At 40.3% G+C, this 23707-nt stretch carries 25 protein-coding genes; 9 read left to right on the plus strand and 16 right to left on the minus strand.

Annotation, left to right across the window (positions count from 1 at the left end):
* Positions 1-335 precede the first annotated feature (335 nt).
* Positions 336-1259, plus strand: coding sequence for a COX15/CtaA family protein (locus MHI11_RS12310; protein ID WP_044142012.1), 924 nt, complete (start codon positions 336-338; stop codon positions 1257-1259).
* Between the two features lie 40 nt (positions 1260-1299).
* Here MHI11_RS12310 and MHI11_RS12315 read toward each other — a convergent pair whose 3' ends face one another.
* The 5 genes from MHI11_RS12315 to glsA form a co-directional block, all read right to left on the minus strand.
* Complete coding sequence (locus MHI11_RS12315; RefSeq protein ID WP_340961169.1) at positions 1300-2733, minus strand: cryptochrome/photolyase family protein; 1434 nt, start codon at positions 2731-2733, stop codon at positions 1300-1302.
* Between the two features lie 98 nt (positions 2734-2831).
* Complete coding sequence (gene pyc / locus MHI11_RS12320; protein ID WP_340961170.1) at positions 2832-6278, minus strand: pyruvate carboxylase; 3447 nt, start codon at positions 6276-6278, stop codon at positions 2832-2834.
* 80 nt (positions 6279-6358) lie between these two features.
* Positions 6359-7570, minus strand: a complete 1212-nt coding sequence (ftsW, locus tag MHI11_RS12325) for a putative lipid II flippase FtsW (protein WP_340961171.1) — start codon at positions 7568-7570, stop codon at positions 6359-6361.
* 210 nt (positions 7571-7780) lie between these two features.
* Positions 7781-8062: a YlaN family protein gene (locus MHI11_RS12330; RefSeq protein WP_034318078.1), complete on the minus strand. Its 282-nt coding sequence runs from the start codon at positions 8060-8062 to the stop codon at positions 7781-7783.
* Positions 8063-8184: 122 nt separating this feature from the next.
* Positions 8185-9114, minus strand: a complete 930-nt coding sequence (gene glsA / locus MHI11_RS12335) for a glutaminase A (protein ID WP_003211229.1) — start codon at positions 9112-9114, stop codon at positions 8185-8187.
* Positions 9115-9234: 120 nt separating this feature from the next.
* On the opposite strand from glsA, the gene MHI11_RS12340 reads away from it, so the two are divergent.
* Positions 9235-9717, plus strand: a complete 483-nt coding sequence (locus MHI11_RS12340) for a hypothetical protein (protein WP_044142016.1) — start codon at positions 9235-9237, stop codon at positions 9715-9717.
* Positions 9718-9734: 17 nt separating this feature from the next.
* On the opposite strand, the gene MHI11_RS12345 is transcribed toward MHI11_RS12340, so the two are convergent.
* Positions 9735-11057 (minus strand): PhoH family protein, encoded by a 1323-nt coding sequence (locus tag MHI11_RS12345; protein WP_044142017.1) that lies wholly within the window; start codon positions 11055-11057, stop codon positions 9735-9737.
* A gap of 140 nt (positions 11058-11197) precedes the next feature.
* Between MHI11_RS12345 and MHI11_RS12350 the strand changes: the two genes are divergently transcribed.
* A complete protein-coding gene (locus MHI11_RS12350) occupies positions 11198-11815 on the plus strand; it encodes a YhcN/YlaJ family sporulation lipoprotein (protein ID WP_340961172.1) in 618 nt (205 codons plus the stop codon).
* 101 nt (positions 11816-11916) lie between these two features.
* The gene (locus MHI11_RS12355) at positions 11917-12147 is read left to right on the plus strand and encodes a YlaI family protein (protein ID WP_003210787.1); all 231 of its coding nucleotides are present in this window, start codon (positions 11917-11919) and stop codon (positions 12145-12147) included.
* A gap of 32 nt (positions 12148-12179) precedes the next feature.
* Here MHI11_RS12355 and MHI11_RS12360 read toward each other — a convergent pair whose 3' ends face one another.
* Together MHI11_RS12360 and typA are read right to left on the minus strand one after the other, a co-directional pair.
* The gene (locus tag MHI11_RS12360; protein WP_044142104.1) at positions 12180-12461 is read right to left on the minus strand and encodes a YlaH-like family protein; all 282 of its coding nucleotides are present in this window, start codon (positions 12459-12461) and stop codon (positions 12180-12182) included.
* A gap of 96 nt (positions 12462-12557) precedes the next feature.
* Positions 12558-14396, minus strand: a complete 1839-nt coding sequence (gene typA, locus MHI11_RS12365) for a translational GTPase TypA (RefSeq protein WP_044142019.1) — start codon at positions 14394-14396, stop codon at positions 12558-12560.
* Between the two features lie 113 nt (positions 14397-14509).
* On the opposite strand from typA, the gene MHI11_RS12370 reads away from it, so the two are divergent.
* Both MHI11_RS12370 and MHI11_RS12375 read left to right on the plus strand, forming a co-directional pair.
* Positions 14510-14689: a DUF5325 family protein gene (locus tag MHI11_RS12370; RefSeq protein WP_003211596.1), complete on the plus strand. Its 180-nt coding sequence runs from the start codon at positions 14510-14512 to the stop codon at positions 14687-14689.
* 275 nt (positions 14690-14964) lie between these two features.
* Entirely contained in the window at positions 14965-15600 is a 636-nt protein-coding gene (locus MHI11_RS12375) for a hypothetical protein (RefSeq protein ID WP_044142020.1), read from the plus strand.
* A gap of 41 nt (positions 15601-15641) precedes the next feature.
* On the opposite strand, the gene MHI11_RS12380 is transcribed toward MHI11_RS12375, so the two are convergent.
* The 6 genes from MHI11_RS12380 to MHI11_RS12405 form a co-directional block, all read right to left on the minus strand.
* On the minus strand, positions 15642-15938 hold the full coding sequence (locus MHI11_RS12380; RefSeq protein ID WP_340961173.1) for an anti-sigma factor family protein: 297 nt from the start codon (positions 15936-15938) through the stop codon (positions 15642-15644).
* Positions 15935-16453, minus strand: a complete 519-nt coding sequence (locus tag MHI11_RS12385; protein ID WP_221885085.1) for a sigma-70 family RNA polymerase sigma factor — start codon at positions 16451-16453, stop codon at positions 15935-15937. Before MHI11_RS12385 ends, MHI11_RS12380 begins: the two co-directional genes overlap by 4 nt.
* Complete coding sequence (locus MHI11_RS12390; protein WP_126741232.1) at positions 16453-16716, minus strand: hypothetical protein; 264 nt, start codon at positions 16714-16716, stop codon at positions 16453-16455. Before MHI11_RS12390 ends, MHI11_RS12385 begins: the two co-directional genes overlap by 1 nt.
* Positions 16706-18631 (minus strand): hypothetical protein, encoded by a 1926-nt coding sequence (locus MHI11_RS12395; RefSeq protein ID WP_340961174.1) that lies wholly within the window; start codon positions 18629-18631, stop codon positions 16706-16708. Before MHI11_RS12395 ends, MHI11_RS12390 begins: the two co-directional genes overlap by 11 nt.
* 111 nt (positions 18632-18742) lie before the next feature.
* Positions 18743-19549 (minus strand): inositol monophosphatase family protein, encoded by an 807-nt coding sequence (locus MHI11_RS12400; protein ID WP_340961176.1) that lies wholly within the window; start codon positions 19547-19549, stop codon positions 18743-18745.
* Positions 19550-19682: 133 nt separating this feature from the next.
* The gene (locus MHI11_RS12405; RefSeq protein ID WP_003211901.1) at positions 19683-19871 is read right to left on the minus strand and encodes a hypothetical protein; all 189 of its coding nucleotides are present in this window, start codon (positions 19869-19871) and stop codon (positions 19683-19685) included.
* Between the two features lie 288 nt (positions 19872-20159).
* On the opposite strand from MHI11_RS12405, the gene MHI11_RS12410 reads away from it, so the two are divergent.
* Complete coding sequence (locus MHI11_RS12410; protein WP_268486038.1) at positions 20160-20795, plus strand: DUF1054 domain-containing protein; 636 nt, start codon at positions 20160-20162, stop codon at positions 20793-20795.
* 30 nt (positions 20796-20825) lie between these two features.
* Here the strand turns inward: MHI11_RS12410 and MHI11_RS12415 are convergent, their stop codons facing one another.
* Complete coding sequence (locus tag MHI11_RS12415; RefSeq protein ID WP_340961177.1) at positions 20826-21095, minus strand: UPF0223 family protein; 270 nt, start codon at positions 21093-21095, stop codon at positions 20826-20828.
* A 190-nt stretch (positions 21096-21285) separates the two neighbouring features.
* On the opposite strand from MHI11_RS12415, the gene MHI11_RS12420 reads away from it, so the two are divergent.
* Complete coding sequence (locus tag MHI11_RS12420; protein WP_340910640.1) at positions 21286-22758, plus strand: aminotransferase class I/II-fold pyridoxal phosphate-dependent enzyme; 1473 nt, start codon at positions 21286-21288, stop codon at positions 22756-22758.
* 43 nt (positions 22759-22801) lie between these two features.
* On the opposite strand, the gene MHI11_RS12425 is transcribed toward MHI11_RS12420, so the two are convergent.
* Positions 22802-22921, minus strand: coding sequence for a GapA-binding peptide SR1P (locus tag MHI11_RS12425; protein ID WP_003212464.1), 120 nt, complete (start codon positions 22919-22921; stop codon positions 22802-22804).
* Between the two features lie 316 nt (positions 22922-23237).
* Between MHI11_RS12425 and MHI11_RS12430 the strand changes: the two genes are divergently transcribed.
* The gene (locus tag MHI11_RS12430) at positions 23238-23618 is read left to right on the plus strand and encodes a hypothetical protein (RefSeq protein WP_223250645.1); all 381 of its coding nucleotides are present in this window, start codon (positions 23238-23240) and stop codon (positions 23616-23618) included.
* The last annotated feature ends 89 nt before the right edge of the window (positions 23619-23707 follow it).

The following is a 23707-nucleotide window of genomic DNA, read 5'->3' on the forward strand; positions in this document are numbered from 1 at the left end:
CAACTCTATCATACAAGATAAAGAGCTGTAAAAAAACATCCTATTAAATAATAAACGACAAACTTGAAGTTATTTGTGAACGTTTCGTGAATTTATTAGGATATACGTGTGTTCAGAAGGCGGTGCAATATGAATTATTCTCTCCTCTATTTCTATCAGACTGTGAAAGAAAGATCAAGCACTCTAAATCTGTAAACTTTGTGAACTAACATATCATTTTTTTGTGAACTTTGGTCATTATGAATTGCAACAGAACACGCATTTGGCTTAAACTTGAGAGCATGTGAGGTTTTTCATTTAGATCAGAAGTTTTTTAGAGAAGGTGAAATAATTTGATGAAATTTGCTTTAAGGTTATTGAGCGTGATCACAACGTTTGTGATGCTGATCGTTTTGATTGGTGGTGCGCTTGTGACGAAAACCGGCTCGGGTCTTGGCTGCGGTAGACAGTGGCCCCTTTGTCACGGTCGTTTCTTTCCTGAAATGAACCCTGCTTCCATCATTGAATGGAGTCACCGCATGTCAACAGGGGTTTCCACCATTCTTGTACTGGCACTGGCGATCTTATGCTGGAAAAAGATTAGTCCAGTATTCCGTGAAACCAAATTCTTGGTCATCATGTCGATTATATTCTTACTTCTACAAGCGCTGTTAGGGGCTCTTGCCGTTGTGTTTGGTTCTAACGCACTTGTGATGGCACTGCACTTCGGTATTTCACTGATTTCTTTTGCTTCAATCTTACTGCTTGCCCTTCTTGTGTTTGAGGCAACCAGATCTGAAACAAAGCTTGTGAAGCCGCTCCATATCGGGAAAAGAATGCAGTTCCATATTTATGGCTTGATCACATATACGTATATTGTGGTGTATACGGGTGCTTATGTGAGACATACAAAATCAAGCCTTGCTTGCTCTGTCTTCCCGTTTTGTTCAAAAGACGGTGCACTTCCGACTTATTTTAATCAGTGGGTTCAAATGTCTCACCGAGCAGCAGCACTTCTTTTATTCGTCTGGATATTTGTTGCGATGTTCCATGCCATGAAACATTATAAAGATCAGAAGCAGTTGTATTATGGATGGATCATTTCAGCCATTCTCATTACACTTCAAGCGATTTCAGGTGTGATGTCTGTGTATTCTCAGCTCGCACTAGGTTATGCGCTGGCTCATTCATTCTTTATTTCCTGTTTGTTTGGAGTACTCTGTTACTTCTGCTTACTCATTGCCCGGTTTAAATATGAAAGCAAAGAACCATTCAAATAAGAATTTGTATCCCCCTTTCTTGCTGAATGGGGGATTTGTTTTATTGTTGTTTTGCTTCTTCAAATAGCGAAATGGCTTTTTTGCGTCTTTCCTGGTGGTCAACTGCCGGCAGCGGATATGTATCACCTAGCACACACCCCGATTTCAATTGCTCATCAATCGGCATTTTACTTGGTTCATGAATCCATTTTTCATCGACATGCTCTAGCTCTGGTACATATTTTCTAATAAATTCCCCGCTCGGATCAAATCGCTTTGACTGAGTCGTCGGGTTGAAAATACGGAAGTACGGCACCGCATCTGTTCCGACCGAGGCTGCCCACTGAAATCCTCCGATATTTGACGCCTCATCATAATCGACAAGTTTTTTTGAAAAATACGCTTCGCCTTTTCTCCAATCAATCAAATAATCCTTTGTTAAAAATGAGGCTGTAACCATTCGCAAGCGGTTATGCATCCAGCCCTCCTCATTTAACTGTCTCATCCCTGCATCAACCAGCGGAAAGCCTGTTTCTCCTTTACACCAAGCTTCAAACAGCGTCTCATCTTCATTCCATTTCATCCCTTGAAACGCCGAATTGATTTCTTTTTCTTTCATCTCAGGATAATGCGCATAAATCATATGATAAAAATCGCGCCATGCCAGCTCTTTGATAAAAGTCTCTCTGCCCTCGTCTTCATAGAGTGCTTCTTCATATATCGCATGGAAGATCATTCGAATCGAAATAGTGCCTGTTTTTAAAAAACGCGACAGCTTGCTCGTTCCAAAAACTGACGGAATATCCCGTTTCTCATGGTAACGCGTTAATCTTTTTTGGATAAAGTGATGAAGCGTGTTCATCGCTTTGTCTGAGCCGATTTGATCAAAATTCCTTGAGCAGCCTTTTATCAATTCTCGCAGTTTGTCATTTCCTTTTTGCGAAAGTGACTCATCACAAATCGTATGCTCGCTGCTGAAAAATGATTTGTCAACTTTTATCACAGGCTGCTTCTCTTGCTTCCGCCATGATTGATAGTATGGGGTAAACACTTGATAATGTGACCCATCTGCTTTTAAAATATCCCGCGCCCCGTGAAGGTGTGTATCTTGCCATGTTGACACATGAATGCCCTTCTTTTCTAAAAAATCGGTTACTTGCTTGTCACGCCTTTGGCCCATACCCACTTCATCTTCATTAAAAAAGACGGCTTTGATGTCATACACTTCCATGACCTGCTGAAAGGCGCGCGGGACATCATCATGGAGAAGGTGAACATACACTTGAGATTCTCTCGCTTCCTTGACGAAATGCGCCAAGTTTTGAAAGAAATGTTCGTTATTTATATCCATTTCCATTTCAGTAAAAAATGGATCTAGATGATAAAGAGCCAATAATTTGTACTCATGTTTTTTTGCATATGTGATCGCTTTTGATAAGGCGATATGATCATCTAATCGCATATCTCGGCGAAACCAAATCACGACAATTTCCAACTTTCTTCACCTCACTCTATAGTGTAATCACTCTCGCAGGCTGCTGCACATTTTAATGCGCTCAAAAAAGACACATCACGATGGATGTGTCTCACTTATTATTCAGGCTTTAAAACAATCAGCAGATCTCCGGTTTGAATCGGTTCTCCATTTGTCACATGTATTTCGTCTACGACCGCAGTGAATGGGGCTTGTACAGTCGTCTCCATTTTCATGGCTTCATTGATCATCAAATGCTCACCTTGCGAGATTTTCTGTCCTTTTTCCACGAGCACTTTGATGACAGTGCCTGGCATTGATGCGGCAATGTGATTTGGATTTGAACGGTCCGCCTTCATTTTTTCTTGAACGGATGATTTGATGCTTTCATCCTTAATCACGACTTCACGCGGCTGTCCATTTAGCTCAAAGTAAAGAACTCTTGTGGCATCTGGATTCGGTTCTCCAATTGACACGAGTTTTACAATGAGGGTTTTTCCTTTTTCAATTTCTACCTCTATCTCTTCACCAAGCCTCATCCCGTAGAAGAACGTTGGTGTGTCAAGAACAGAGATGTCTCCGTAGCTTTCTGCTGTTTGGACAAATTCAGAAAAGACTTTTGGATATAAGGCATACGCAATCGCGTCTTGCTCTGTCAGCGTCAGGTCATGAGATTCTTTGAACTGCTGCTGTATAGCTTCAAAGTCAACTGGCTTCAGCTTTTCACCAGGTCTGACAGTGAGCGGTTCTTCTCCTTTTAAAATCAGCTTTTGCAATTTTTCAGGGAAACCGCCATGCGGCTGGCCTAAATAGCCTTTAAATAGTTCCACAACAGAATCCGGGAAGTCTAAAGTTGCTCCTTTTTCATAGACATCTTCCTCTGTTAAATCATTTTGCACCATATAAAGTGCCATGTCTCCGACTACTTTAGAGGATGGTGTCACCTTCACAATATCACCAAACATGTCATTCACACGTCTGTACATTTCTTTTACTTCGTTCCAGCGGTCGCCAAGTCCGACACCTTTCGCCTGCTGCTGCAAGTTACTATACTGACCGCCAGGCATTTCATGCTCATAAATTTCTGTATGCGGCGAATTCATGCCGCTTTCGAACTCATGATAGTATTTTCTGACAGAATCCCAGTATTGAGAAAGGTGTTCGACAGATTGGACGTTCATGTCTGGCTTTCTTTCATGTCCATCTAAAGCATAGTACAGTGAGCTCGCACTTGGCTGCGATGTAAGTCCTGCCATAGAGCTAACGGCCACATCGACAATATCAACACCTGCATCAATTGCCCTTGCATAGGTGAACAGTCCATTTCCACTCGTATCATGTGTATGAAGATGGATAGGGATCGTGAGTTCATCTTTTAAAGCAGAGACTAACTCATAAGCTGCCTGCGGCTTTAATAATCCCGCCATATCTTTAATACCTAAAATATGTGCACCGGCAGATTCAAGCTCTTTCGCAAGAGATACATAATACTTAAGATCATATTTCGGACGAGATGGATCGAGAATGTCCCCTGTATAACAAATGGCTGCCTCTGCCACTTTGCCTGATTCACGAACAGAATCTATGGCAAGCGTCATGCCTTTGACCCAGTTTAAGCTATCAAAAATACGGAACACGTCAATGCCTGCCTCAGCCGATTCCTTTACAAATGCTTTAATTAAATTATCTGCATAGTTTGTATATCCGACAGCGTTTGATGATCTTAAAAGCATTTGGAACAAGGTGTTCGGAACTTCTTGACGAAGCTCTTTCAGCCTTTCCCAAGGATCTTCTTTTAAGAAACGATACGCAACATCAAATGTAGCGCCGCCCCACATTTCCATACTGAATAGCTCTGGCCATAAACCTGCTGTTGGCTGGGCAATTTTCTTCAAGTCATGTGTTCTAAAGCGTGTTGCAAGCAGAGACTGATGCGCGTCTCTAAAGGTTGTATCTGTTAAAAGGACGCTCTTTTGTTCTTTTACCCAATTGGCGAGCCCCTCAGGTCCATGCGTATCTAACAATTGTTTTGTCCCAGACGGAACCTCTTCATGAACAGGAAGCTTCGGTACATTTGGTCTATCAAATTGAGGCTTCTTTTTCTCCGCAATACCAGGGAACCCATTAATGGTCACGTTACCAATATAAGTAAGCATCTTCGTTCCACGGTCTTTTTGTTTAGGGAAATTAAATAGATCTGGGGTTGAATCGATAAACGACGTATCGTATTCCCCTTTTAGAAACTTCTCATGCTTTGCCACGTTTTCAAGAAACGGAATGTTTGTTTTAATTCCGCGAATCCTGAATTCCTGCAAATTACGGACCATTTTAGCAGCAGCCTGATCAAATGTGAGCGCCCATGTGGACAGCTTGACCAATAATGAATCGTAATAAGATGTAATGACCGCACCTTGGAAGCTGTTCCCAGCATCTAAGCGTACACCAAATCCCCCACCTGAACGGTAGGCCATAATTTTTCCTGTGTCCGGCATAAAGTTATTTAAAGGATCCTCTGTCGTGACCCTTGATTGAATGGCAAATCCATGTGTGAAGATATCTTCTTGCTTTGGTATTCCGACTTCATTGCTATGGAGATCATGACCCTTTGCGACAAGAATTTGGGTTTGTACGATATCGACACCTGTGATCATTTCTGTGATCGTGTGTTCCACCTGTACCCTAGGATTGACTTCAATAAAATAAAACTCACCATTTGCGACTAGGAATTCTACAGTCCCAGCGTTAATATACGACACATTTCGAGCCAGCTTAACAGCCGCTTCGCAGATGTCCTCACGTAATTGATCTGTAAGAGATACACTTGGCGCAACTTCAATGACTTTTTGATGACGCCTTTGGACAGAGCAGTCACGCTCATATAAATGAATGATATTGCCGTGATTATCACCAATCACCTGCACTTCAATATGTTTCGGATTTTCAATCAGTTTCTCAACATATACTTCGTCATTTCCAAAAGCAGCTTTCGCCTCTGACTTTGCACGGTCATAGCCTTCATTCAGCTCCTCTTTTGATCTGACAATCCGCATACCCCGGCCGCCGCCGCCTAGTGAAGCTTTAATAATAAACGGGTAACCGTATTCTTCACCGAATTTTTCGACTTCTTTGACCGAATCAACTGGTCCGTCACTTCCTGGAATGACTGGAATTCCAGCTTTTTTCGCTTCTTCTCTTGCCTTTACTTTATCTCCAAACATATCTAAATGCTGAGAAGTTGGACCGATAAATTGAATGCCTTCCTCTTCGCATCGTCTTGCAAAATGAATATTTTCAGATAAAAATCCGTAACCTGGATGGATCGCATCCACATCATTTCGTTTTGCAATTTCGATGATCCCCTCGATATCAAGGTAGGCATCAATCGGTTTTTTTCCTTCTCCAACTAGATATGCTTCATCTGCTTTATAGCGATGATAAGAGCCCGAGTCTTCTTTGGAATAAATGGCTACTGTACGTAAATTGAGCTCCGTACAGGCCCTGAAGACTCTGATAGCAATTTCCCCTCTGTTTGCAACTAGAACCTTTTGAATTGTTCTCTGTGACATTTCTCACTCCTCCATATCCCTTAAAATTTTATATGTACTCTATAATAAAGGAAGAAATGAAAACTGTACACTTTTGTTTTCTAAAGATTCAAAGTTTTCCGCAATCCATTTTTTTGAACTGATGGCTTGCTCATTGATTTTTTCTTTTTGTAACGCTCTTTATATTCAGTAAACATGCTGATATTCAGCAATATTCCCATACAACCGCTCAGTAAAATGATGGACGATCCCCCGTAGCTAATAAACGGAAGAGTGACCCCAGTAATCGGAATCAGACCAGAAACACCGCCTAAATTAATGCATGTTTGGATCGCAATCATGGAGGAAATTCCTATTGCAAGCAAACTTCCAAATGGATCTTCACACTTTCTTGCAATATAAAAACCTTTCACGACGATGAAGCCAAGGAGAGCGAGTACAAAAAACACGCCGAAAAAGCCAAGCTCTTCTGAAATGATTGCCATGATAAAATCTGTATGCGGCTCTGGAAGATACCCGTACTTTTGAACGCTTTCTCCTAGACCCAGTCCAAAAAAGCCGCCTGATCCAATGGCGTAATAGGAATTAATCAATTGATGTCCAGTATCCCCTGCATCTTTAAAGGGATCTTGGAAACTCTCAAAACGCCCGAGGCGATTTTGCGTGAATATTTTATCCCAGAACAGAATAATAAATGGGGTTACGATGACCATCACGGCACTAAATAACGCCAGCAGCTTCGCAAGAGTTTTTCCGCTAAACCCTGAGCATAAAATCATCGCAAGAGCAATCATGCCAATGATAAAGGCTGTCCCATAGTCTGGCTGCAAAATGATAAATCCGCATAAGATCGAAACAATCACGATTGGAGGTGTGACTCCTCGTAAAATATGATCAATATAATGCTGCTTTTTTGCATACACAGCAGCAAGATAGATAATAACGACAATCTTCACAAATTCCGCCGGCTGAAGGCTGAATGGGCCTACTTTAATCCAGCTTCTTGCGTTCCCTGCAATATGACCGCCAAAGTACACATAGATGAGGGAAAAAACGGATAGCAGCAGCATACCGATTTGAAATTTCTTATTTGAAAACAGCTGATATGGAACTAATGCTGTAAAGAGCAAGATGACCGCTCCAACGATCATAAATAAAAGCTGTTTCTTAAAAAAATTATCTGGCGCGGCATCGTATCTAATCACAGATGTAATCATACTTGAGCTATACACCATGACCAAACCGAATGCGCTAATTAAAATAATGGCGAACAATAATGAGTAGTCATACGATTTTAGCATTCTCTTTAACATATAATCCTCTTCCTAACGTCTGTTTCTACTGCTTGATATCCTCTTAGCTGTTTTTATTCTACTACATTTTCTCTGTTTGATCTCGTTTTACCTCTTTTATATTGTTCGTCATTCATGAAAGAATCAAGTCCGTTTGACATGAAACAATGAAAAGAAAATAGAGGACAAAAAAACTCAAACTTATGTTAAGGAAGTTTGAGTTTTCAATCATTATTTTTTTGTGAACGCATCATGAAGTGCGGAAAGCTCTCTCTCAAGTTTATCGAGTAGTTTCTTACCTTCATGTTGATCAACTAATCCAAGCCGGACAGCAAAATCAATTTCTCTCGATAATCCGAACATTTGAGTATCTAAAACCTCTTCATAAAGAGGACATTGCGGCATCGTTAAGTTGTCCATTTGCACTTGGATCAATTTTAAAATTTTATCTGCATCCAATTTTAATAAAGACAGTGCTTTTTGCCGATGATCGACTAAAATTTCTGACGCCAAAAGTATCCCTCCGTTCCCCAGGCGAGTACCTAATTCTTCTATTTATCATAAAGCGAAACGCCCAAAATTGCAAGCAGATTTGTACAGTTCGCTTTGTAAAAATAAAAAGAAGCCCTCCTTCATTAAAAGATACTCATTTCGTATTTTTCACTCATCAGCTCAAGCAGCTTAATCCCAGCAATACTATTCCCTTTTTCATCCAGAGCCGGACCGAAGATACCGATTCCAAAATCATATGGTGCAGCTCCCATAATCCCGCCTGAGACACCGCTTTTTGCAGGAATTCCGATGTTAATGGCAAATTCTCCGCTCGCATTGTACATGCCGCACGTCACCATAAAGGTTTTACAAATTCTAGCGACATCTTTCGAAAGAATTTGCTTCCCCGTTTCTGGATGTCTGCCGTCTAATGAAAAAACACAAGCAATTTTCGCCAAATCCAAGCTGTTCATCATGATGGCACATTGTTTCGTATAGACGTCCATGACTTCCTCTACGTTCCCTCTAATAATATGATATTGCTTCATATAATAGCACATCGCCCGGTTAATCATGGATGTCTCAAATTCGGAGGCTGCTGTTTCCTTGCAGTATGTAATGCTTTTGTCATTTGCAAGCTCTCTAATGAAGCTAAGCAACCGGCCCAGCTGATCTTGCGGAGTCGCTCCTCTGATTAAACTCGTGACTGCGAGCGCCCCTGCATTAATCATTGGATTCAGCGGTTTATTCGGACTCGCTGTTTCCAGTTTGATCATTGAATTAAACGGGTCACCTGTTGGTTCTTGTCCAACAAATTGAAAGACTTTTTTTGGCCCTTCTTCTGAGAGCACAAGCGCCAGTGCTAATACTTTTGAAATGCTTTGAAGGGTAAATCGTTTATCTACATCTCCAGCTGAGTGGCACGTATTGCTCACATGATACACAGCCACAGATAAATCCGTCTGATCCGCTTTGCCGAGAGCGGGAATATAGGATGCTACTTGACCATCTTTGGCCACTTTTTTTGCTTCTTCTACAAATCGCTGAAGCTCTTCATTGTCGCGACATGCCATGCCTCATACACTCCCTATCGTTCATGTACGATTAGTGTGTACAAGGTGCAACATGTTTATGAAAGTGACAAAGCGGGAGAAAACTTCTATAATTTATGTTGGAAAGGGGTTGTCTTGAACATGAGCATCATTCAAATCAAGGGGAACGTACAGTACAAGATCACCATTGATCCAAGTGTATGGATTTTTGATGACCGTAAATTTTTAATGGATTCATTCTTTGAAAAAAATGCAGCAAGTGAAGAGAAGCAGCTAGATCAGGAGCTTGACCAAGAGCGGGTCATAAGAGAAGGTCAAACACTTCCACCCACGTTAAAAACAGAGAAGAAGTACGAAAAGGAAAGACTCGTCACAGGTAGCTTCGGGATGAAGCTTGGCGATATGCTAAAAAATGCTGAGCCGCTTGAACATGCGGATACATGCGAATTTGTCACAGAAACAGGTACAATTGCTGTACCGCTTTCTCAGGCAATGGAAAGCATTGCTCATTTCAGCCAACATGGTAAGCCAATCACAGAAGAAGGACCAATCCACGTCTATTTCGCGGATCAGTCCAACCTCACTCAGCCGATAAAAGGTGTCACAGAGCTCATCATTACATAAGAAACAGAGGGTCTGGACTATAGCAAATCAGCGGCAAGCTGTGCAAGTCCAGACCTTTCTCCTTTGACAAGCTTGACATGTCCAGATATTTGCTGCCCTTTGAACCGTTCAATCACATACGTAAGCCCATTATTTAAGCTGTCTAAATAAGGGTGATCAATTTGCTCTGGATCTCCCATCAGCACAATTTTACTTCCCTCTCCGACTCGCGTTAATAATGTTTTCACCTCGTGCTTAGTTAAATTTTGCGCCTCATCAATGATAATAAATTGATCAGGTATACTTCTGCCCCGAATATATGTCAATGCTTCGACTTGAATAGATCCAATTCCCGCCAAAATCGCATCAAGCTCGCCCGGCTTTTTTGTATTAAATAAAAACTCTAGGTTGTCATAGATCGGCTGCATCCATGGTCTGAGCTTTTCTTCCTTTTCTCCAGGCAAATATCCTATATCTTTCCCAACAGGCACGATGGAGCGCGCCACGATCAACTTTTTAAACATACCAAGGTCCTCTGTCTGCATTAACCCGGCAGCAAGTGCAAGCAATGTTTTACCAGTCCCCGCTTTTCCAATCAGTGTCACGAGCGGAATATCACGGCGCAAAAGCAACTCTAGTGCCATCGTCTGCTGGACATTCTTTGGACGGATTCCCCAAATATGCTCTTGATCATAAACGAGACGTTTCACTTGATCTGCCTTTTGATCAAGCATTCCTAAAGCAGAACCGCCTTCATTTCCCTTCATGATGACAAATTGATGTGGGTTGAATGGTGCACTTGTGACCTCTTTTATTGGTAATTGATTTTGCTTATAAAATGTATTCAATTGCTCAGTCGGAATGTAGAGCTCATGATAGCCATTATCGATGTCTTCATTTTGCAAAACACGGTCACTTAAAAAGTCTTCTGCTTGAAGCCCTATAGCATCTGCCTTTACCCGCACTAACACATCCTTGCTGACCAAAATAACAGGCCTGCCATGAGGCTTTGTTTCTTCCTCTAAGCTTAAATTTTTCGCGACTGCCAAAATTCGATTATCGTTCGTTTTTTCAATAAAAATTTCTTGAAGCTCATGAAAAGAGCGGTGATTCAGTTCAATGCGCAACGTCCCATTTGACTCTAGTGTAATTTTTTCATGCAGTTTCCCTTTCGATCTTAAACCGTCGATTAGGCGTGAGACGCGCCGAGCATTTTGTCCAACCTCGTCCATATATCTCTTTTTTGAGTCTACTTCTTCTAACACAACGGCTGGTATGACGACCTCGTTGTCTTCAAATGAAAAGATTGAATTCGGATCCTGTAATAACACATTTGTGTCTAATACATAAATTTTACTCAGGTCCTTCGCCTCCTGATCGGGGTTTCATTCATCCTTGTCTTTCCCAAAACGATTGTTAAAATATATGTTTTCATGAATAAAGTTAGAAGGTTAATTCAACAATAAAATAAATCATGCAGTTTGTGAAGGAGGGAATACAGATGCGACTATTTTTAACATTATTCATGATTCAAGCCATCATTCTGTTGGGCGCTTGCCAGCAGCAGGAAAAGAGAGAGGCACTAGACAAGCAAGATGGTCGCCAGCACGTAGTACGGGTGTCAGACTCAACGAAGAAAAAGACCAATCAAGCCCGGTCATCTACAGATGTTGCGCAGCATCTTGTCAAAGTGACAGAGCACGTAGCAGATGTCAATGATGCAACGGCGATCGTCATCGGCCGCTATGCTGTTGTTGGTATTGATGTAAAAGATGATTTAGATAGAAGCAAAGTAGAAAACATTAAATATTCAGTTGCAAAAGCACTGAAAAATGATCCAGAAGGTGCGAATGCTGTTGTGGTCGCTGATCCGGATACAGTCAGCCGGCTAAAAGAAATGGGCAAAGAAATACAAGCAGGCCATCCTGTCAGTGGGATTATGGATGAACTAGCCGCCATCGTCGGCCGCGTGATGCCAGAGATGCCGAGAAATGAAATTGATCGCCGCGAAACAGATCCGACAAATGAGCCGAATGATCAGCTCAAACAAAATGATCAAAAGCAGTTAGACGAACATCAAAACGATCAATCAAACCATCATATGAATCAGAAGAAATAAAGAGAACAGCTTATATCTCCTGTGATATAAGCCGTTTTCTACGCTAATTTTAAGTAGCTGGAAAACATGCTATAATAAATGCAATAAGTGAGGTGAAAAGGATGAGAGTGAAGTGCTCAATATGTGAGAAGCTTGAAACCATTGATGATGATACACTCGTTGCTAAGCGGTTAAGAAATCGACCGATTCATACATATATGTGCGATGACTGTCAGGAACGTATTAAAGTAAAGACAGAAGCACGCATCAAGACTGGCAGATTCTCTCTTTATCAAGATCCTGCGACAAAAGAGAAAAAGAAGAAAAAAGGAAAGAAAGAACAAAAGACATAAAAAAAAGACCTGACACAAGTTCAGGTCTTTTTTTACGTATTCACTGTTCCTTCTTTTTTCGCACGATGCAGCCTGATTTTATAAATAATCAAAATGACAGCTGCCACGACTAGACCTTCCGCTACTGGCAGGAAAATTCCTAGAAATGTAAGAAACGTGCAGCCAAAAATCAAAAACAAGTAAATCACGAGTGCTTTTAAAATCGGTAAACGTCTAGCAAAGCCGAGCTTAAAAACAATAATCGCTAAAACAAGGATGGTGCCATATAGGAGCCACATCCCTGTTTGCGGATTTTCATCGACACGAAACAGCATCGCGAAAAAGGATAGATTTTCACTTACTTCCTGATCATTCAAAAAGATTCCCTCCCCTTATCTTTCAGGGTTCTATCTCTTTAATTCTTCATGGAATTAAGATAATCCTGCTAGCTTTTTCTTCTTCGCTGATTTCTCACGTTCGTTTTTATCTAAAATTTTCTTTCTTAAACGAATTGATTCAGGTGTAACCTCACAGTATTCGTCCTCATTCAAGTACTCAAGAGATTCCTCAAGTGACATAATACGTGGTTTTTTCATGCTCACCGTTTGATCTTTCGTCGCTGACCGTACGTTTGTTTGTTGTTTCATACGGCTTACGTTGACAACAAGATCGTTCTCACGGTTATGCTCACCAACAATCATTCCTTGGTATACTTCAACACCCGGCTCAACAAAGATCACACCGCGCTCTTCAACGCCTTGTATTCCGTAAGCAGTCGCTTTACCTGTTTCCATCGAAACAAGTACTCCTTGACGGCGTCCGCCGACTTGACCAGACTGCATTGGCTGGTAGCTGTCAAACGTATGGTTCAAAATACCAAAACCACGAGTTAATGAAAGAAATTCAGTTGTATATCCGATTAAACCACGTGAAGGCACTGTAAAGATCAGGCGAACTTGACCATTCCCATTATTGATCATGTCAATCATTTCACCTTTTCGTGCGCCCATTGATTCCATGATAGAGCCAGTGTGCTCTTCTGGTACATCAATTTGAACGCGTTCAACAGGCTCACATCGAACACCGTCAACTTCTTTTACAATAACTTCTGGCTTCGATACTTGTAATTCAAATCCTTCACGTCTCATATTCTCAATAAGAATGGATAAGTGAAGCTCTCCGCGTCCAGATACAACCCAAGCATCAGGCGAGTCAGTTGGATCGACACGAAGACTAACGTCTGTTTGAAGCTGCTGCTCTAAGCGCTCTTCAATTTTACGTGATGTTACGTATTTCCCTTCACGGCCTGCAAATGGGCTGTTGTTCACAACAAACGTCATTTGAAGTGTTGGCTCATCAATACGAAGGATTGGCAAAGCCTCTTGGTGTTCAACAGGACAAACCGTTTCACCTACGTTAATGTCTTCCATTCCAGAAACAGCAACAAGATCTCCTGCTTTCGCTTCGTTGATTTCCACTCGTTTTAACCCTTGGAAACCAAAAATCTTCGTCACACGGAATTGTTTCACACTGCCGTCAACTTTCATTAAGGCTACTTGCTGTCCTACTTGCATTGTTCCTCTGAATACACGACCAATCCCAATTCTTCCAACATAATCATTGTAATCAAGTAGTGCCACTTGGAATTGAAGCGGCTCTTCATGGTTATCAACTGGGCAAGGGATATGGTTAACAATGGCTTCAAACAAAGATTCCATGTTTTCATCTTGCTTGCTCGCATCGTTACTTGCTGTACCATTGATTGCTGATGCATAGACAACTGGGAATTCAAGCTGTTCTTCTGTTGCATCCAATTCAATGAACAAGTCAATTACTTCATCGACTACTTCAGCCGGACGAGCAAAGTCGCGGTCAATTTTGTTGACAACAACGATTGGTGTTAAGTTTTGCTCAAGTGCTTTTTTCAGCACAAAGCGTGTTTGAGGCATACAGCCTTCATAAGCATCCACAACGAGAAGTACACCATCTACCATTTTCATGATACGCTCAACCTCACCACCGAAATCGGCGTGTCCTGGTGTATCTAAAATATTAATGCGTGTATCTTTATAATGGATCGCAGTATTTTTAGCTAAAATCGTAATACCGCGCTCTCGCTCTAAATCATTTGAATCCATGGCTCTCTCAGCGATATTTTCATTCGCACGGAAAGTACCAGCTTGATGGAGCAATTGGTCAACAAGCGTCGTTTTACCATGGTCAACGTGGGCAATAATTGCGATGTTGCGAAGATCTTTTCGAAGTTTCACATTTTCATCTCCTAAAATAATTAGATAACTTTCATATTATATCACAATCCCCTTTAAATGCCGATCGTTTTTCTGTAAACTTATATTAACTCTAAAAAAAGGGATGGAGAAAAATGAAACAAATCAAATGGCTTCTATTATTATGTGCATTACTTGCGGTTGTCAGTATGGCGTTTATTGGGGTAACTCTTGCAGAAAAAAACGTGCTGGGTATTTGTCTAAGTATTGTGTTTGCCATGATTTTCATGGGTACAGGATTTACATTAAAAAGAAAATTAAACGTCCAATCATAAAATTTCTCAAAAGCCTTTTACATTCTACATGTAGAAGGCTTTTTATTTCGAGTAAAAACAAGACCAACCACCTATGAAAACCCGAGTAATCAGACTGAAAATAGCATGTAGACTTGGCAAATATAAGCAATCTGAACCTCTTCATTTTTCGACAAGAACTTTTATAGTCCTCCAAAATCAAACACAAAGTTACATTTTTCCTATTCTTCCACAAACTTTCTCATGGTATGCTGTTCTTGCAACAAAATTTAACAGAAAAGGGAGAGAAAAGAAGCATGAAGAAGATTTTGAGCAAATCGCTCAGCTCTGTTGTATTTTTCGCTTTAGCTATTATTCTTACTTTCACAACAGTAGCTCCTGGGCAAGCAAGCGCTGCAACTTTCAAAGGGATTCCTTTCGAGCAGCAGCAAGTCATTAAAGAATTATTGGAGAAAAACGAGCGTGTCATCAACATTCTCATCAACTCATTTGTTGAGGAAGACAACAACTACACATTTGATGTGAAAAAAGCTGTTGAGCTCGGACTAACTGAAGAAGAAGCGGCGACTGCTGAGAAATTCTTAGATCGCGCAGCTGTTCTGACAATCGTTTTCAGTGAAAGCATCACTAAAAACGAAAAAGGAAAATTGGTTTTTGATGCAGCGAAAGCTGTTGAACTTGGTCTTACAAAAGAAGAAGCAGCTAAATTTGAAAAGCTGTTGAAATCAGTGATCAGAATTGCTGATCTTGCTGGTGATGCACTTGTTTTAGACAAAAAAGGTAATGTTGTCATTGATTCAAAAATCGCAAAAGGTATTGGATTCAGCTCTACTGAATTACTTGTTTTCAACCAAATGCTGAAGAAAATTCCTCAAGAGCAATTAAAATCGGTCTATGATGCAATTCAAATTGCTAAAGAAAAATTAAGCTAAGCTCGAAAACCCCCATCTGGATCGCCCAGATGGGGGTTTTTTTATTTCAGCCAATAAAGAATGATCATCATCACATACCCTAAACCAAACACGATGCTTGCTCGGTATATTAACTTGCCATAATAGCGCTTCTCGAACTTTCTTTTTTCTTCCTTTTCATCTATATATGGCATAAGGTCAGGTGGCTGGATAAGAGTGATTGGTTCTTTCATTTCTTGATAAAGTTGCCGGCAGCTCTCGCAGGTTTGTAGATGCTCGGCTATTATTTTATTGGTACCCGCACTTGTGTCTCCCTCTATATAAAGGGGTAACAATTCTTCGATCAAATAACAGCTCATGTATTGAACTCCTCACAATGTAGCATTCGCTTCAGCTCTAATCTCGCTCGATGAAGGGTTGTTTTGACTTTAGATAAAGTCCAATTCAAAATTTCAGCTACTTCTTCATATGACAATTCCTGAATATCTCTTAAAATAAGGACCTCTCGGTATGAATCCTTCAGCTGATTGATATGATGCCACAGCCTTTGAATGTCAGCTTGTGTTTCGATGTGGTCCTCTGGTGTCAAAAAGGACTGCTGCTCTAAGTAATCAACCTCTTCTACATTCGTAATTGTCCATTTGATTTTCCGGCGATAGTCATTCACAAATGTATGATAAGCAATGGTATAAAGCCATGTTTTCACACTAGAATGTCCTTTAAAAGATGATAAACCATGTAGAGCCTTCATAAATACATCTTGCGCAAGATCCTTGGCCGTTTCCATATTCCCTGTCCGCCGATATAGATATTTGGTGATTTCCTGAAAATATTCTTCATAGATTTTTTCAATTTGATCAGCTGGTCTGGACATTAGAAATAAAACCACACAGTCATCCAAATCGATAAGACAATGAAAAAGAAGTATAACGAGTAAATAAACCCCTTCATGCGTTTTAACTCATTATAGTCATTCTGATCTTCAATCAGTGCTGAACCTTGTTTATTCCCTATGACAACATGCTGAAATTGCTGCTCATGTGACTTCATCCAGCTGTATGCTTCGTCACCCAGCTCCCCTTCTTGATACAGTTCATATAAGTCTTGAAAGATGGCTTGTTTTTCTTTATCTGTCAAAACGGTGCACCTCTTTTGTTCGTCCATTTACTTCATAAATTTTACGCTCATTTGATCCAAAGGTTTGAATGATGACTAGCCATGAAATGTCCATTTCCCCTTCTTTGTTGATCATTCTAACTGGTTTTATTTGTTTTTTATAAATCATAGATGGTTTCTCATTTTTCAATACTTGTTGATAGACTTCATCACGATCTTTATACGATACAACATCCGGTATAGAGGACACTGGTTCCAGCCTCAGTTCAATTCCATCATGATCTCTAAACACACGCAGTAGATGAGAGGATCGATTAAATGTATACTGTTTGGTTTCATTAGTACCTGTCTTTTTCTTCACGTCTTCTGGCTTTTTCTCTATGAGCTTTAACAAATCTTCATCGCTGACGTTCCCTTTTTTCTGTTGAAGAATCGCTTTTGACAGCTTAAAGCTGATAACTTCTTTTGTTGAGCCATTAAACAGAAACTCCGATTGATCTTTTGTTGTGACCCTCACTTCATGCTGCCAATCAAAATAAAATTCATCAATGCCTGTGATTTGATAAGCTGGCGACTTTAGGTTTAAATGTTTATAAATACTGTTGATCCTGTTTTTTATCTCCATTTCTGTTAAATGGATTCCGTCTATATCCTTTAATTGAAAGATGGCGTTTACGTATTGCGCTTGTCGAAGCGTCCCTTTTTTCCAGGTGGCAAACGCTAAACTGTCCTCTTCATTCTGAGACATTTTTGGCAGAAGAAGAACGTCCGTCTCTCCGTCCTCTTTTTTTACAGCTAATTGAATGCGCTGTAGATCGATTGACCGCCCGCTTCTTTCAAAAAATTCAATGGTTTTTTTTCTATATTCTTTATCGGTTAGTTCCTTTCCCTCTAAACGACCTCGATAAGAATAACCGCTTAATTCGCCTGTAAACGCAGAAATATTCACTTCATACTGATCATCTGCAAACACGTAATAATAAGGGATAGGCTGAAGACTAGCATTTAAATACAGCGATTGATCCTCTGGTACAAATTTTGAAGCGAATGCTTTTGCACTTACTGCTGATAAAGGGCGATATTCTTCTGAAAATGTATCTACCAGTTCCATTTTGGTGAATTGGAACATGGTATGAGGAATATTGACAATCGGATTGAGTAATAGCAGAAAAAAGACAGCTATACAACCAGCGCCCCACTTCCTTAATCTCACCTTGTCCCGTAGTAAAGCAGATAACAAATAAATCGTCATAAAGGTTCCTGCTGCTGCTACTAAAATGACAATCGATTTAAATGTAGATTGAAGCTCATACTTCGAAATAGAAGGATAAAATATATAAAGCAAGGCTGCAAAAATCAAACCATAGAATAAAATCAATTCCTTCCACTTCCAGTGCCAAAACAAGCGAAAGAAAAGGTACAGCAGCAAAGCGGCAAAGCAAGCCATAGCCAAAATGGTGATCATATCTCTCCATACTAGCCCCGTATCACCGCTAAGAAAGAACTTTTTGCTTTCAGCAAACACAATAAACACTGTTTGACATAAAGGCAGAAGTAATACAGATAAATCAAAAGCAAAAAACATACCTTTATTTTTTAAATAAGGAAGAGTAATAACATAGTACAGTGATGCAAGCAAGACATACCCATAGATAAGAAATTGCATGAAATCCGTCAGCACTTCAAATGTTTCAATCGTATACTGTCTAGCTAGAACTTGGTGGCTCATTTCAAGTGTCATTCCGCCTAGCAGGACTACTCTTAATACAAGCCCAGCATAAAATACATAACCACTTTTCTTTTCTTTCCATATAGGAAGTGTCATAAAAAGGACAAATAGTCCAAGTACACACCATTGAATGATGCGAATACTGTACTCGTTTAAAATAAAATACCTTTCAAAATGGAGGGATAAATCACTAAACAAATCTAACATTAAAACACAATCCTTTACATCAAATTAAGGCCTCGTTCGTATAGACATTTCTCTTTCCAAAAAGTTTCATCAAATACAAAAAATCACTTCATTCTCATGAAGTGATTTGGTTTATTTTTTATTTCCACTGCCTTTTATGTAATCGTGCAAGATTTTTTTACAAACGGATCGATTTCCGGCGACGATACTGTTTTTGTCTAGAAACGTTAGGTGTTCTCCGTGTATATTTGAGTAGACTGCCCCTACTTCATCAAGCAGTACGCAGCCCGCTGCATAATCCCACGGCGCAAGCCTTAACGTGACGTATGCGTCACTTCTGCCGCTTGCGATATAAGCGAGCTCCAAGGCAGCTGATCCAATCGTTCTCGTCCCTCTCACATCACGCACAAGGCGGGCAAACGGTTTAGCATCAAAATAAGGGCTTTCGATCGCCCAGGTCGGGTTAATGCCGACAATGGCTTTTTCAATCTCTACATCTTTTAATGGCGGAAGCAGGGTATCATTCATATAAGCCCCTTCTCCTTTGACCGCATGGTAAAGCTCGTCATGAATAACGTCATAAATAAGACCGATTTTCCCAATGCCATTTTCAAATATCCCGATTGAAATGGCAAAGTTGCGTTTTTGATGGACAAAGTTCATTGTGCCATCGATTGGATCAATGATCCACACGACCCCATCCAGTGAGGTCACCTCTTCCCCTTGTCCCTCTTCACCTAAAATATAATGATCTGAAAATGTCGATTGTATCTTTTCAATGAAAAAACGTTCTGTTTCTTTATCGATATTTGTGACAAGATCATTTGGATTTGATTTTGTTTCAATTGATAGACCTTCCTGCATGGATGCTTTAATACGGCTTCCTGCTTCTTTTACCCAAAGCTTTGCAAGACGGTCAATTTCCACCCAGTTTGTCATCAGACTGTAAACCTCTTTTCTATGTAATACCTATTTGTAATAGCATACTGATATTATGTGCGTAAAAGCAAGAAAAAAGCAGCTTCATACAAAAACGAACCGATGAATTGGTTCGTTTTTACCTCACCTTGTTTTACCCTTTAAGCTGCTCCCATTCTTTTCTTAGGCGCTCAAGCTTTCGTTTGCTGCGTTCGATTTGGATGTCATCTTTTTGCTCGATGGCTTCATGAAGCGTAGAAAGCTCATAGTCCACCTCTAATCTCCACACAGCGATGCGATTCTTCTTCTCCTGTCTATACCCCTGCTTCACGATTTGCTTCATTTGGTCAACGCCCCTTCCAGAGAATGATTCATTCCTTGTCAGTTTTCATTGATAAAGAATTCAATCGATAAGAGAATTGGTTCTTGCTTATATCGTATGAAGCGATCGCATAACCGCAACGACATTCTGAAAATTGTGTTTTTACCTATTTGTTATGTACCACAAAATCGTTGTTTTTAAACGCTGCCCTTCTTCCTCTACAATCTTTGATCCGACGGTGCATCTTTTTTTGAGCTTAACCCAAGCTATGATAAAATATGATCAGCGAAAGAATACAGGAGGCATAATATGAGTGAAATGCGTTTTAGAGATGAAGATTTTGAGACATTTACAGTTGACGGTTTAGATGAACGAATGGCCGTATTAAAAGAAAGAGTCCGTCCAAAGCTTGAGGCGCTTGGTGAACACTTTGCACCACTTCTTTCTTCTATTACAGGAGACGAAATGTTTGTACACGTCGCAAAGCATGCTAGAAGATCAGTCAATCCGCCAAATGATACGTGGGTTGCTTTTGCAAACAGCAAGCGTGGGTATAAAAAACTCCCTCATTTTCAAATTGGGCTTTGGAAAACACATGTCTTTGTATGGTTTGCTCTTATTTATGAATCTCCTGTGAAAGGCGAATATGGTCAGCTATTTGAAAAAGAACTAGACACCATTCAGAAGAAAATACCGCAAGATTTTGTTTGGTCTAAAGATCATATGAAACCAGATGTCATGCGTCACAGCGAGCTCGATGCAGAACAGTTGAAAACGCTGTTTGAACGTGTCCAAACGGTGAAAAAAGCCGAGCTCCTTTGCGGCATTCAGTTGCCTAGAGAAGAAGTCGTTCAAATGAATAATGAAGAATTTTTATCAAAAATCGAAGATGCCTTCCGCACGTTGACTTATCTATACCGCTTTACACAAAAACAATCTGTATAAAAAAACGAGCCCATCTAGGCTCGTTTTTTCTTACATACGTATAATGGCGGACTCTGCTGCCTCTCTTGCCGTTTTCACTGTACGATAAGGAGAATACCCGCTTTCCTTTTCAAACGCTGCACAATGCGTCTTTTCTTCTGCTTTTGATGGCACAATCTCTTTAAAGCGTTTATAAGTATCTAATAACTCCTGTTTCGCTATTCCTTTTTCATAGGCTTTTTCAACAGCTTGAAAAAACGAAATAACCGCAATTTTTTCCTCTGTTGTCCAGTCGACGTCCATTGGATATTGATATTCCATTTACTTGTCCCTCACTTTAACACTCATTTCTTATTTGAACTTTTATTATAGCATCTGTTCGATCAGAAACCGATTGATTTTATGCTTTACATTCCGATCAGTTCATAATATAATTCTTTTGTTTTATGCAATGAAATCTGTCGTTATTGGCACAATAATAGCAGGTATTTCGATGAAGGTGGGAAAGCAATTGTCACAACATGATACACCCTTATACACTGGACTAAAAAAACACGCAGCAACCAATCCAGTTCAATTTCACATTCCTGGCCATAAAAAAGGAGCCGGAATGGACCCTGAATTTAGAGCATTCATTGGCGACAATGCACTCAGCATTGATCTCATTAATATAGAACCTCTCGATGATTTACACTCACCTCGAGGAATGATAAAAGAAGCACAAGATTTAGCTGCTGAAGCCTTCGGTGCTGACCATACGTTTTTCTGTATTCAAGGAACAAGCGGCGCCATCATGACAATGGTGATGACCGTATGCGGACCTGGGGATAAAATCATCGTTCCGCGTAACGTCCATAAATCGATTATGTCCGCGATTGTATTTTCTGGCGCAGTTCCTGTTTTTATTCACCCAGAAATAGACAAAGAGCTTGGCATCTCTCACGGCATTACACCAGAATCAGCGAAAAAGGCACTCACGGAGCACCCAGATGCAAAAGGTCTGCTTGTGATTAATCCGACGTATTTTGGCGTTTCAGCAGACTTAAAATCGATTGTAGACATTGCCCATTCATTTCATGTGCCTGTCCTTGTCGATGAAGCACACGGCGTGCATATTCATTTTCACGATAAGCTCCCGCTATCTGCCATGCAGGCAGGTGCCGACATGGCAGCAACAAGTGTCCACAAACTCGGCGGTTCCCTGACCCAAAGCTCTATTTTAAATATGAAGGAAGGGCTTATCTCAAAAGATCGCGTGCAATCGATTTTGAGCATGCTGACAACAACGTCTACTTCTTATTTGCTCTTGGCGTCACTTGATGTCGCTCGAAAGCGATTAGCCACTGAAGGAAAGGCACTAGCAGATGAAGCCATCCGTTTAGCTGAATCAGCGAGAAACCGTTTGAATCAAATTGATGGCATTACGTGTATTGGCAAGGAAATACTCAGTTCAGCTTCTACGTATGATTATGATCCAACGAAATTAATTATTTCAATTAAAGACCTTGGCCTCAATGGCCATGATGTCGAAAAATGGTTGAGAGAAAGCTACCGAATTGAAGTGGAGCTTTCTGACCTTTACAACATTTTATGTATTGTGACCCCTGGTGATTCTGATGAAACAATCGATACGCTTATAACGGCTATGAAAGACATTGCCGCAACCTCTACAAGTGAGAGCGGCACACAACCGGTAACAGAAGTACTGCTGCCTGAGATTCCATCGCTTGCCATGACGCCGCGTGATGCCTTTTACTCCACAACTGAAGTGGTTCCGTTAAAAGAAGCAGCTGGCCGCATCATCGCAGAGTTTGTCATGGTGTACCCGCCAGGCATACCTATTTTTATACCAGGAGAGATTATCACAGAAGAAAATATCTCCTATATCTTTAAAAACATTGAAATTGGTCTCCCTGTCCAAGGACCAGAAGATTCAACGCTAGAAATGATCCGCGTGATTAAAGAACAGAAAGCAATTTTATAAAAAAGAAACATGCAGCCCCAAATGGAGCTGCATGCTTTTTTATTTATTCAGAGGCTTCATCACAGCAATGACAGTGACCACACGTTCCGTATAGTGTTGTCACTTTTTCATTTTCAAATTGATCAATGGTCTCATTGCAATCTTGACAAATAATTGTACCCACGTACATTCCCCTTTTCTTCATTCAATATTTGAAAGCGTTTAATCTATTTCATACTTCTATAATATGATGTCACATTTAAGTTGTCAACGGTTAACTGTATGACACATTTAATTATTTTTTATGAATATATGCTATTTTCTCATCATATTGAGAGAACGTTTCAATTGTATTTTGCTTCATATCAATTCTGTAACAATTGAGTAACAATCGAAAATTGTCAAAAAGGACATGATACACTAGAGTGACTAACAGGTAACCAGCTCCTAAAAATGTTGGGACAACCCCAAAGGATTTTGAGGTGAATAGATTGAATTTTATGAGGACACTTCTCATTATATTCCCCATGCTCTTTGTACTTAGTTCATGCTCATTTGCGTATATCATACCGAATCAGACAGACCAAGTCAGTCATATTCAAAAACCAAGAATTCTCTTTTTTACAGATGCAGAAAATCTCGATAAAGAAAGTCCTTATTATGATGCAGTCCTCGATTTAAAGAATGAATACCCGAAGGAAATGTCAAAGATGATTGTGAAAGAAGATCGTAAAGGCTGGAAAAATGAAGTAGACGAATTACCGGCTATTTTACTTGTAAATAATGAAAAAGTCATTGTGAAGGTTGAAGGAAATGTCAGCAGCAAAGAGGATATTTTATCGCCTTTATGCCACGCTTTAGACCGCGTGAATACAAATTAATGGCTTCACCTTGCACTTATATATCCATATGAAAAAGCCCCTCATTTCATGAGGGGTCTTTCTCATGCAGCGCTCAAAAAAACCCTCTC

The organism is Bacillus sp. FSL K6-3312, from assembly GCF_038007485.1.
Classification (GTDB): Bacteria; Bacillota; Bacilli; order Bacillales; family Bacillaceae; genus Bacillus; species Bacillus pumilus.

What these genes read in the sequence shown, in the direction of transcription:
- MHI11_RS12310 (WP_044142012.1), top strand. Translation starts at nt 336, where the DNA reads ATGAAATTTGCTTTAAGGTTATTGAGCGTGATCACAACGTTTGTGATG.
- pyc (WP_340961170.1), bottom strand. Translation starts at nt 6,278, where the DNA reads ATGTCACAGAGAACAATTCAAAAGGTTCTAGTTGCAAACAGAGGGGAA.
- ftsW (WP_340961171.1), bottom strand. Translation starts at nt 7,570, where the DNA reads ATGTTAAAGAGAATGCTAAAATCGTATGACTACTCATTATTGTTCGCC.
- glsA (WP_003211229.1), bottom strand. Translation starts at nt 9,114, where the DNA reads ATGGCATGTCGCGACAATGAAGAGCTTCAGCGATTTGTAGAAGAAGCA.
- MHI11_RS12340 (WP_044142016.1), top strand. Translation starts at nt 9,235, where the DNA reads ATGAGCATCATTCAAATCAAGGGGAACGTACAGTACAAGATCACCATT.
- MHI11_RS12350 (WP_340961172.1), top strand. Translation starts at nt 11,198, where the DNA reads ATGCGACTATTTTTAACATTATTCATGATTCAAGCCATCATTCTGTTG.
- MHI11_RS12355 (WP_003210787.1), top strand. Translation starts at nt 11,917, where the DNA reads ATGAGAGTGAAGTGCTCAATATGTGAGAAGCTTGAAACCATTGATGAT.
- MHI11_RS12360 (WP_044142104.1), bottom strand. Translation starts at nt 12,461, where the DNA reads ATGCTGTTTCGTGTCGATGAAAATCCGCAAACAGGGATGTGGCTCCTA.
- MHI11_RS12370 (WP_003211596.1), top strand. Translation starts at nt 14,510, where the DNA reads ATGAAACAAATCAAATGGCTTCTATTATTATGTGCATTACTTGCGGTT.
- MHI11_RS12375 (WP_044142020.1), top strand. Translation starts at nt 14,965, where the DNA reads ATGAAGAAGATTTTGAGCAAATCGCTCAGCTCTGTTGTATTTTTCGCT.
- MHI11_RS12380 (WP_340961173.1), bottom strand. Translation starts at nt 15,938, where the DNA reads ATGAGCTGTTATTTGATCGAAGAATTGTTACCCCTTTATATAGAGGGA.
- MHI11_RS12385 (WP_221885085.1), bottom strand. Translation starts at nt 16,453, where the DNA reads ATGTCCAGACCAGCTGATCAAATTGAAAAAATCTATGAAGAATATTTT.
- MHI11_RS12395 (WP_340961174.1), bottom strand. Translation starts at nt 18,631, where the DNA reads ATGTTAGATTTGTTTAGTGATTTATCCCTCCATTTTGAAAGGTATTTT.
- MHI11_RS12400 (WP_340961176.1), bottom strand. Translation starts at nt 19,549, where the DNA reads ATGACAAACTGGGTGGAAATTGACCGTCTTGCAAAGCTTTGGGTAAAA.
- MHI11_RS12405 (WP_003211901.1), bottom strand. Translation starts at nt 19,871, where the DNA reads ATGAAGCAAATCGTGAAGCAGGGGTATAGACAGGAGAAGAAGAATCGC.
- MHI11_RS12410 (WP_268486038.1), top strand. Translation starts at nt 20,160, where the DNA reads ATGAGTGAAATGCGTTTTAGAGATGAAGATTTTGAGACATTTACAGTT.
- MHI11_RS12415 (WP_340961177.1), bottom strand. Translation starts at nt 21,095, where the DNA reads ATGGAATATCAATATCCAATGGACGTCGACTGGACAACAGAGGAAAAA.
- MHI11_RS12430 (WP_223250645.1), top strand. Translation starts at nt 23,238, where the DNA reads ATGAGGACACTTCTCATTATATTCCCCATGCTCTTTGTACTTAGTTCA.